At 66.6% G+C, this 8806-nt stretch carries 8 protein-coding genes and 1 pseudogene; 4 read left to right on the top strand and 5 right to left on the bottom strand.

The features are described from left to right. Positions 1–188, bottom strand: a pseudogene (locus G3N93_RS27540) (aldehyde dehydrogenase (NADP(+))); the annotation flags it as partial. A 247-nt stretch (positions 189–435) separates the two neighbouring features. Between G3N93_RS27540 and G3N93_RS27535 the strand changes: the two are divergent. Then, positions 436–1815: an MFS transporter gene (locus tag G3N93_RS27535; protein WP_174941009.1), complete on the top strand. Its 1380-nt coding sequence runs from the start codon at positions 436–438 to the stop codon at positions 1813–1815. Between the two features lie 77 nt (positions 1816–1892). Here the strand turns inward: G3N93_RS27535 and G3N93_RS27530 are convergent, their stop codons facing one another. Together G3N93_RS27530 and G3N93_RS27525 are read right to left on the bottom strand one after the other, a co-directional pair. Then, complete coding sequence (locus tag G3N93_RS27530) at positions 1893–2618, bottom strand: site-2 protease family protein (RefSeq protein ID WP_174986042.1); 726 nt, start codon at positions 2616–2618, stop codon at positions 1893–1895. Continuing rightward, positions 2615–3577, bottom strand: a complete 963-nt coding sequence (locus G3N93_RS27525) for a DUF2167 domain-containing protein (protein WP_174942146.1) — start codon at positions 3575–3577, stop codon at positions 2615–2617. The genes G3N93_RS27530 and G3N93_RS27525 overlap by 4 nt, the downstream gene beginning before the upstream one ends. 196 nt (positions 3578–3773) lie before the next feature. Between G3N93_RS27525 and G3N93_RS27520 the strand changes: the two genes are divergently transcribed. Beyond that, entirely contained in the window at positions 3774–4622 is an 849-nt protein-coding gene (locus G3N93_RS27520) for a helix-turn-helix domain-containing protein (protein WP_174986038.1), read from the top strand. Between the two features lie 385 nt (positions 4623–5007). After that, on the top strand, positions 5008–6777 hold the full coding sequence (locus G3N93_RS27515) for a YadA family autotransporter adhesin (RefSeq protein WP_206134381.1): 1770 nt from the start codon (positions 5008–5010) through the stop codon (positions 6775–6777). A 99-nt stretch (positions 6778–6876) separates the two neighbouring features. Here the strand turns inward: G3N93_RS27515 and G3N93_RS27510 are convergent, their stop codons facing one another. Continuing rightward, complete coding sequence (locus G3N93_RS27510) at positions 6877–7506, bottom strand: LysE family translocator (RefSeq protein WP_206123965.1); 630 nt, start codon at positions 7504–7506, stop codon at positions 6877–6879. 154 nt (positions 7507–7660) lie between these two features. Here G3N93_RS27510 and G3N93_RS27505 point away from each other — a divergent pair, with 154 nt between their 5' ends. Beyond that, on the top strand, positions 7661–8125 hold the full coding sequence (locus tag G3N93_RS27505) for an Lrp/AsnC family transcriptional regulator (protein ID WP_011353935.1): 465 nt from the start codon (positions 7661–7663) through the stop codon (positions 8123–8125). Here the strand turns inward: G3N93_RS27505 and G3N93_RS27500 are convergent. Next, positions 8122–8806: amidohydrolase family protein (locus G3N93_RS27500; RefSeq protein ID WP_206134380.1), on the bottom strand; the 685-nt coding region annotated here is incomplete at its 5' end. The two genes, G3N93_RS27505 and G3N93_RS27500, sit on opposite strands and share 4 nt — an antisense overlap.

The following is an 8806-nucleotide window of genomic DNA, read 5'->3' as shown; positions in this document are numbered from 1 at the left end:
GGCTGCGCGCGGTACGCGTCGAACGCATCGCGTGCGAGTTCGCAAGCGCGCTCGACGTCGGCCTGCGTCGCGACGCCGAATGCCGGCGCGTCGATCGGCGCGCCCTTCGACGGGTCGAACGCGCGCAAGGTACCGGCCGAGCCGGCCACCGCGTCGGCGCCGATCAGCATCTCTCCAGTCAGTTGCATGGGGTGTGCTCCGTGGTTCGGGAATAGATCGCCCATTGTAGCTCAACAGATATGATGTCTGCCTACCAAGCATCAATATTCACGTCACCTGTCGAACCCGAGCCGAATCACAACAAGCCCTTATTCCACGGGCGAATCCCCGTGATTTTTACCCTTTTACGTCTTCATCCAGAGGGAAAACCCGAGGTTTCTGCGTCTGATTATTGCCAATAAACTGCCGACATGTCATACGACGACGTACATTAAAGTGCCTAATCAGACTCCCTCTCGCGAGCTTCCGCTCGACCTCGCGCGCACCGCGCGCCGGACCGCCGTGCGCTACTGGATCCTGGCGATGCTGTTCGTCGTCACGACGCTCAACTATGCGGACCGCGCGACGCTGTCGATCACCGGCACGCCGATCCGCAAGGCGTTCGGCATCGATCCGGTGACGATGGGCTATATCTTCTCGGCGTTCAGCTGGGCGTACGTGCTCGCGCAACTGCCGAGCGGCTGGCTGCTCGACCGCTTCGGCGCGCGACGCGTGTATGCGGGCAGCATCTTCCTGTGGTCGGCATTCACGCTGCTGCAAAGCACGATCGGCCTCGGCGGCAGCGCCGCGTTCGCGGTCGCCGCGCTGTTCGCGATGCGCTTCGCGGTCGGCATCGCCGAAGCCCCAGCCTTTCCCGCCAACGCGAAGGTCGTCGCGAGCTGGTTCCCGACCGCCGAGCGCGGCACGGCGTCGGCGATCTTCAACGCCGCGCAGTACTTCGCGGCCGTGGTGTTCTCGCCGCTGATGGCGTGGCTCACGCATGCGTACGGCTGGCACCAGGTGTACCTGTGGCTCGGCCTCGCGGGCATCGCGCTCGCGTTCCTGTGGCTGCGGGTCATGAAGGATCCGGCCGACCATCCGGCCGTGAACCGCGCGGAACTCGAGCATATCGAGCAGGGCGGTGGCCTGGTGCGCACCGCCGCGCGCGGCAGCAACGGCGCGCGCTCCGAAAGCAGCCGCGTGGCCGGCTGGTACTACGTACGCCAGCTGCTGTCGAACCGGATGCTGATCGGCGTGTACCTCGGCCAGTACTGCGTGAACGTGCTCACGTACTTCTTCCTCACGTGGTTTCCGATCTACCTCGTGCAGGCACGCGGAATGTCGCTGCTGAAGGCCGGCTTCATGACGTCGCTGCCCGCGATCTGCGGGTTCCTCGGCGGCGTGCTCGGCGGGATGCTGTCGGACGGGCTGATTCGCCGCGGCGTGTCGCTGACGCTCGCGCGCAAGATCCCGATCGTCGGCGGAATGGCGCTGTCGATGGTCATCATCGGCTGCAACTACGTCGACAGCGAAGTGCTGGTGATCGTGCTGATGGCCGTGTCGTTCTTCGGCAAGGGGATCGGCTCGCTCGGCTGGGCCGTCGTCGCGGATACCGCGCCGAAGGAAGCGATCGGCCTGTCGGGCAGCCTGTTCAACATGTTCGGCAACACGGCCGGCATCGTCGCGCCGATCGCGATCGGCTATCTCGTCGGCGCGAGCGGCTCGTTCAACGGCGCGCTCGTGTTCGTCGGGCTGAACGCACTCGTCACCGTGTTCAGCTATCTCGTGATCGTGAAGGACATCCGGCGCGTCGAGCTCCGTCATCGTGACGCCTGACGTTCGGCGTCAAACCAAAACGACGGCGGCCGCGTAAAAACGGCCGCCGTCGTTGCATTTGACTTCGGTATCCGCGGTCAGATCGACGAATGCGCGACGCGCAGCATGTCGTGCACGCCGGACGTCATCAGCGCGAGGAACGCCAGCAGGCCGACGTAGCAGAGCGCATACGTCGTCTTCGTCTCGATCGACGTCGCGTAGTACACGCGGTTCTCCGGCGCGTCGGGATCGTAGCGCCACGCGCGCTTCAGCTGCGGCAGCGCAAGGATCGCCATCACGATCAGCAACGGGCTCGGGCGATAGACGAACAGCGCGATCAGCACGGGCACGCCCGCGAACCAGATGCGCGGCGACAGCACCGCGGTGATCCGCCCGCCGTCGAACGGCGACAGCGGAATCATGTTGAACAGGTTCAGGAAGAAGCCCGTGTACGACAGCGCGAGCAGCAGGTTGCTGTCGTAGTGGCGCGCGGCCGCGTAGCAGGCCAGCGCGCCGAGCGTGCCGACGAATGGCCCGGCGAGCCCTACGTACGCCTCGGTTTCCGCGTCGTGCGGCATCTCCTTCAACTGGATCCATGCGCCGACGAACGGGATGAAGGTCGGCAGCCCGACGTCGAGCCCGCGCCGCTGCGCGGCAATGTAATGACCGGCCTCGTGCACCAGCAGCAGCGCCACGAAACCGGCCGCGAACCGCCAGCCGTAGAACAGCGCGTAGACCGCGATCGACGCCAGCATGGTGCCCGCCGAAATGAGCACCTTGCCGAGCTTGAGGCCGCCGAAGATCAGCAGCAACAGCTTCGTCATTCCTTGCGCTCCGCGCCGGACGCGTCGGATACGCCGGATGCATCGGCGACGGCCGGCACCGCGGCCGCCTTCGGCTTGCGCCCGAAGAAGCGCTTCACCGCCGCGCCGCCGGCCAGCAGCGCAACCGCGCCGATCTTGAAGAACTTCACCGCGAATGCACCGATCAGCGCGAGCAGGCCGAGCTTCTTCGCGCCGACGCCGACGATCAACGCCGCGAGGCCGTACTCGGCGACGTGGTCGGTCGACTTGTTGAAATCGGCGTAGCGCTTGCCGTCGTTGAAGCTGATGTTCGACAGCAGCTCGTCGGCCGACACCTTGTATTTCGGCAGATCGGCAAGCGTCGACGCCATCGTCAGCGACAGGTAGCCGTCACGGCCGAGCACGAGCGTCCGGTAGTTCACACCGTCGTTCTCGGCGTTCGGCGCCGCGCCCTTGTCGCGGATGATCGCGGACCACACGAGCCGGTGCGAGGCCGCGTCGTACGCGGGCGCCTTCGCCCAGCCGACCACCTCGGTTTCCGGCAGGCCGCGTTCCTTGCGCCCGGGGTTGTCTTCCTCGGTGCCGGACTGCAGGCTCTTCAGCAGTTCATCGGGCTTCCAGTCCTTCGCGTCGTCGTCGCGGATATAACCGCTCGGCTCGAACGACACGACCGAGATCCAGTCGGCATCGGGATCGTCGGGCAGCACGAGGCCGACCAGCTTGGTTTCGTCGATCGAGTTGCCCATCGAGCGCAGGTAGCGGCCGGCTTCGGCGGCCGGCACGAACGATTCGCCGGCTTTCAGCTTCAGCACGGCTTCGTGTTTCACGTCGATGTCGGTCGGGCCCTTCACGACCGCGTCGTTGGCGGCCGCGGCGGCGGCCCTCATTTCCACCTGCGCAGCTTCGGTCTGCGCGTGGCTGGTGGTCGCGGCGAATGCAAGCGTCGCCACGCAGGCGAGCCGGACGGCAAGTTTTTTCATTGTTGGATTCCCCTGGAATGCCTTGTCGTAAATATGCACGGCGTCGGCCCATGCGTTTTCAATCGCGGGTCCGGCGTCGTCTCTCAGTTGGCACGGGGGCTATGGTAACGCAGCGCGGCGACACGCCCGGGGAACGGCGCGATGCTTACGTCGCAGGTAATGCCCAAGGGGCGCGGGATTGCCTATCATCAGCACCATGAACCCGACCGCCGCCCTCCATTCGCCCTCCCCGTCCGCCGGCCGCGCGCCCGGCATCGGCCCGCTGCTGCGCACGTGGCGACAACGCCGGCGCCTGAGCCAGATGGCGCTCGCGCTCGACGCGGAAGTCTCCGCGCGCCATCTGAGCTTCGTCGAATCGGGCCGCGCGCAGCCGAGCCGCGACATGGTGCTGCATCTCGCCGAGCGTCTCGACGTGCCGCTGCGCGAACGCAATGCGCTGCTCGTCGCGGCCGGCTTCGCGCCGCTGTTTCGCGAACGCCCGTTTTCGGATCCGCAACTGGATGCCGCACGCCATGCGGTCGAAGCCGTGCTGCGCGGCCACGAGCCTTATCCGGCGCTCGCCGTCGACCGCCACTGGACGCTGCTCGCCGCGAACCGGATGCTGGGCGCGCTGGTCGCGCAGGCCGACCCGGCGCTGCTGCAGCCGCCCGTCAACGTGCTGCGGCTGAGCCTGCATCCGGACGGGCTCGCATCGCAGATCGTCAACTGGCACGAATGGCGCGCGCACATCCTGCATCGGCTGCAGCGGCAGATCGATGTGAGCGGCGACCGCACGCTGCACACGCTGCGCGACGAACTCGCCGCGTATCCCGCGCCGGCCGGCCAGCCCGACGACACCCATGCGCGCACCGACTTCGCGGATATCGCGGTGCCGCTGCGGCTGCGCACGACAGCCGGCGAACTGACGTTCTTCAGCACGACGACGGTGTTCGGCACGCCGGTCGACGTGACGCTGTCCGAACTCGCGATCGAGGCGTTCTTTCCGGCAAACCCGGAGACGGTCGAGGCAATGCGGGCGCTGGCAGACGCGTTGCCGGCGCAGTAGGCGCGCTACCCAGCTTGACGGAGGCCGGCGCTCGGACGCCGGCTTTCGTGCCGCCGCTGCCATGCCGGTAGTCGGCGCGCTTTTCTCCAGACGAATTTCCCCTGAAGCATAGAGATCGACCGCTACGGCAAACCTGGGCCCCGGCGCGCCCGATCAGAATGCGTCGTCGCATCTCAGGTTGCCGATCCGGAACGCGCGAGCGTGCCGGGTCACGTCAAGCAACGCAGCCGCACCTGCGCCGTTTCCCCCTCGGATTCACTCCGCCGAATGTCAAATTTGTTTAGTACATCTTTTCAATCGGATCGTACTCGAACCAATGCGATAGGGAAATCGTGAGACGGACACGCTAGCCACAACACAATTTCATATCGAGCCTAGGAACAACATGAACAAGAATCATCGAGGGTTGGGGAACCCGGCGCAGCGCGTGCCGGTGAAGTCGAAAGCGGCGCTGGCCATCGCCGTCAGCGCAGCAGTCGTCGCCTTCACGGCTTCCGCGCCGGCGCGGGCCTCCTATGTGCAGAACGGGAATTCGATCGATACCGTGGCAGGTTGCTCGGACAACATCGCGATTTCGGGCACCAACACGTATCAGGCCACGGCACGGGGCTGCGACAACATCGCGATCGGCCCGTCGGCCGTCGCCGATTCGGGTTCGTCGACCGGCGCGTACAGCGAAACCGTCGCGATCGGGCGGCAGTCCGTCGCGACCGGTACGCAAGCGACGACGCTCGGCGGCAATTCGGTCGCGACCGGCGATCATGCAACGGCGGTTGGCGCGTTTGCGACCGCGACCGGCCTCAACGCGACGGCAGTCGGCGAAGGCGCGGTCGCGAACGGCGCCACGGCCGCGGCATTCGGTCAGGGCGCATTCGCCGTGGATCAGTCGACGGCAGTCGGCCAGGGCGCCAGCGCCACCACGACCTTTTCGACCGCGATCGGCAAAGGCAGCAGCGCGGCCGGCGGCACGGCGCTCGGCTTCCAGGCCAACGCCGGCGCAGCCGATGCGGTCGCGCTCGGCGTCGACAGTTCGGCATCCGCGACCGGCAGCGTCGCGATTGCCCGTGCAACGGCATCCGCGGTGAATGCGGTGGCCATCGGCGAAGGCGCGAACGCGGCCGACGCGAATTCCGTGGCGCTGGGTGCGAACTCGGCCACGCGTGCGGCGACCACCGTCAGCAGCGTGACGCTCAACGGTGTCGGTTATAGCGGTTTCGCAGGCACGCCGGTCGGCGTGGTCAGCGTGGGCAGCGCCGGCGCCGAGCGCCAGATCGTCAACGTCGCGGCCGGCGCGATCAGCGCGACCAGCACCGATGCGGTCAACGGCTCGCAGCTCTTCTCGATCGCCAACCAGGTGTCCACGCTGACGAATAATCTGGCCACGCTGACGAACACCGTCGGCAAGATTTCGTCGAGCGTCCCGAGCGGCACGGTGGCGGACAGCACGGGCACCGCGATCGGCAAGAACACGTCGGTCAGCGCGACGAACGGCACGGCGCTCGGCAACGGCGCGAACGTGTCGGGCGACAACGGCACGGGAATCGGCGTGAACGCGACCGTCGCCGCGGCGAACGGCACGGCAACCGGCACGAACGCGACGGTCACGGCAGCGAACGGCACCGCCACCGGCACGAACTCGAAAGTCACGGGGACGAACGGCACGGCGATCGGTACCGGCTCGAACGTCTCCGGCAACAATTCGACGGCGATCGGCGCGAACAGCCAGGCGCCGGCCAACAACGCGGTCGCGTTGGGTGCGAATTCCGTCGCGTCGCGCGACAACACGGTGTCGATCGGCGCACCGGGCGCCGAGCGCCAGCTGACCAACGTGGCCGACGGCACCGCGCCGACGGACGGCGTGAACGTGCGCCAGCTGAACGGCGCGATCAACTCGGTCCGCGAGGAAATGTCGAAGTACCGCAAGGACGCGGATGCGGGCACGGCGAGCGCGATCGCGATGGCCAACATGCCGCAAGCCGTGCTGCCCGGCGAGAAGGTCGTCGCACTCGGCGGCGGCACGTACGGCGGTCAGAGCGCGATGGCGGTCGGCCTTTCCTTCGCGACGACGAAATGGCTGGTCAAGGGCTCGGTGACGACGGCCGTGTCGGGCCACGGCTCGTTCGGCGCGGGTGCGGGTGTCGGCTATCGCTGGTAAGCGACGTTGGCCGTAAGGCGTCGAGCGACTTTATCTCGACGCCGGGAAGCGTGCCGTCGGCGCAATCGCGTCGACGGCACGCGTACGAGGTCACGGCGATCAGCGACGCTCGAGCGCCAGCTTCACGCCCAGCCCCAGCAGGACCACGCCGCTGACGCGATGCATGCGCGTCAGGATGCTCGGATTGCGGCGAATCGACGCCGACAGCAGACCGGCGAACAGTGCGACGGGCCCCTTGACGAGAAACGTCAGGCCGGCAAACGTCGTGCCCAGCACGAACAGCGACAGCATCGGATGCGCGGTGCCCGCCGGCACGAATTGCGGCAGGAACGCCAGATAGAAGAGCGCGACCTTGGGATTCGACACGTTGGAAAGCGCGCCTTGCGCGAACGTGCGAAGCCGCGATGTCTGCACACCGTCGCGGCCGCTCGCGAGCGTCAGTTCGCCCGACGACCGCAGCAACGCGATGCCCAGGTACAGCAGATACAGCGCGCCGATCACCTTCAGCGCCGTGAACAGCCATTCGGATGCCTGAAGAAGCGCGCCCAGACCGAGCGTCGCGAGCATCGTATGAACGAGCAGGCCGACGCTGACGCCCGCGGCCGTCACGAGGCCCGCACGCGTGCCGCCGGACAGCGTGCGCGACATCACGAGCACCATGTCCTGACCCGGCGTGACGATGATCAGAAGCGACGTTGCGATGAATGGCAGCCAGGATAGATGTGACATGAGAGCGCTCCTGAAGGGGTAGCCGGCGGACGAGAATCACCCGGCCGGTCGTCAGATTATCGGTGCCCTTCCGTGGAGATTGGATGCGTATTTGGCTACATGAAATCGTCGATTTGGAGCTAATCTCTAGTTTTCAAGATTTTGGTAGTAAAAAATGCCAATCAAACTGGACGCGATCGACCGGCGCATTCTGCGTGCATTGCAACGGAATTCGAACCAGACGAATGCCGAACTCGCGCAACAGGCCGGGCTGTCGGCCACGCCATGCCTGCGCCGCGTTCATCTGCTCGAGGAACAAGGCGTGATCGACGCTTATGTCGCGCTATTGAACCCGGCTGCCGTCGACCTGCGATTCACCGCGTTCGTGCGCGTCACGCTGGAACGCCAGGACAAGACGACCGTCGAACGCTTCGCGCGTGAAATGGAGCAAGCGCCGGAAGTGCTCGAATGTCATCTGATGGCCGGCAGCTACGACTATCTGCTGCGCGTGATCGCGCGCGATCTCGACGACTACCAGCGCTTTCAGATGGAGACGCTCACGCAGATCGAAGGCGTCCGCAACGTCGAAACCGAGATTCCCCTGAAGCGCATCAAGCAGACGGTTCGCCTGCCGATCTAGGCATCCAGAAACGTCACGGCCTGCCCTGCCGGTTCCCCGTTCAGCGCACCGTCGCGCACCACGACCTGACCGCGCACGACCGTATGCACGGGCCAGCCGGTGACCGCGCACCCGTCATAGGGTGTCCAGCCGCTCACGCTGGCAATCCATTCGTCCCGGATGATCCGGCGCGCGCGCAAGTCGACGATGCTGAAATCGGCGTCGTAGCCCGCCGCAATCCGCCCTTTCCCCGCGATCCCGAAGATGCGCGCCGGCCCGGCACTGGTCAGGTCGACCAGCCGTGCGAGGCTCAGGCGGCCCGCATGCACGTGATCGAGCATCAGCGGCAGCAGCGTCTGCACACCCGTCATCCCGCTCGGCGACTGCGGATAGGGCCGGCGTTTTTCATCGCGCGTATGCGGCGCGTGATCGCTGCCGATCACGTCGACCACGCCATCGCTAACGGCCTGCCACAGCGCGTCCTGATGATGCCGCTCGCGCACCGGCGGATTCATCTGCGCGAACGTGCCGAGCCGCTCGTAGCAATCGGGCGCGTGCAGGCTCAGGTGATGCGGCGTGACCTCGACCGTCACGCGATGCCGGTGCCGCGCGAGGAACGCCATTTCCCCGGCGGTGGACACGTGCAGCACATGCAGGCGGCGGCCCGCTTCGGCAGCCAGCCCGACGATGCGCCGCGTCGCA

The organism is Burkholderia sp. Se-20378, from assembly GCF_017104665.1.
Taxonomy (GTDB): Bacteria; Pseudomonadota; Gammaproteobacteria; order Burkholderiales; family Burkholderiaceae; genus Burkholderia; species Burkholderia lata.
The sequence above is the reverse complement of the archived record's forward strand: the minus strand, read 5'-3'. Positions and strand labels throughout refer to the sequence as shown.

What these genes read in the sequence shown, in the direction of transcription:
- G3N93_RS27530 (WP_174986042.1), bottom strand. Translation starts at nt 2,618, where the DNA reads ATGACGAAGCTGTTGCTGCTGATCTTCGGCGGCCTCAAGCTCGGCAAG.
- G3N93_RS27525 (WP_174942146.1), bottom strand. Translation starts at nt 3,577, where the DNA reads ATGAAAAAACTTGCCGTCCGGCTCGCCTGCGTGGCGACGCTTGCATTC.
- G3N93_RS27520 (WP_174986038.1), top strand. Translation starts at nt 3,774, where the DNA reads ATGAACCCGACCGCCGCCCTCCATTCGCCCTCCCCGTCCGCCGGCCGC.
- G3N93_RS27515 (WP_206134381.1), top strand. Translation starts at nt 5,008, where the DNA reads ATGAACAAGAATCATCGAGGGTTGGGGAACCCGGCGCAGCGCGTGCCG.
- G3N93_RS27510 (WP_206123965.1), bottom strand. Translation starts at nt 7,506, where the DNA reads ATGTCACATCTATCCTGGCTGCCATTCATCGCAACGTCGCTTCTGATC.
- G3N93_RS27505 (WP_011353935.1), top strand. Translation starts at nt 7,661, where the DNA reads ATGCCAATCAAACTGGACGCGATCGACCGGCGCATTCTGCGTGCATTG.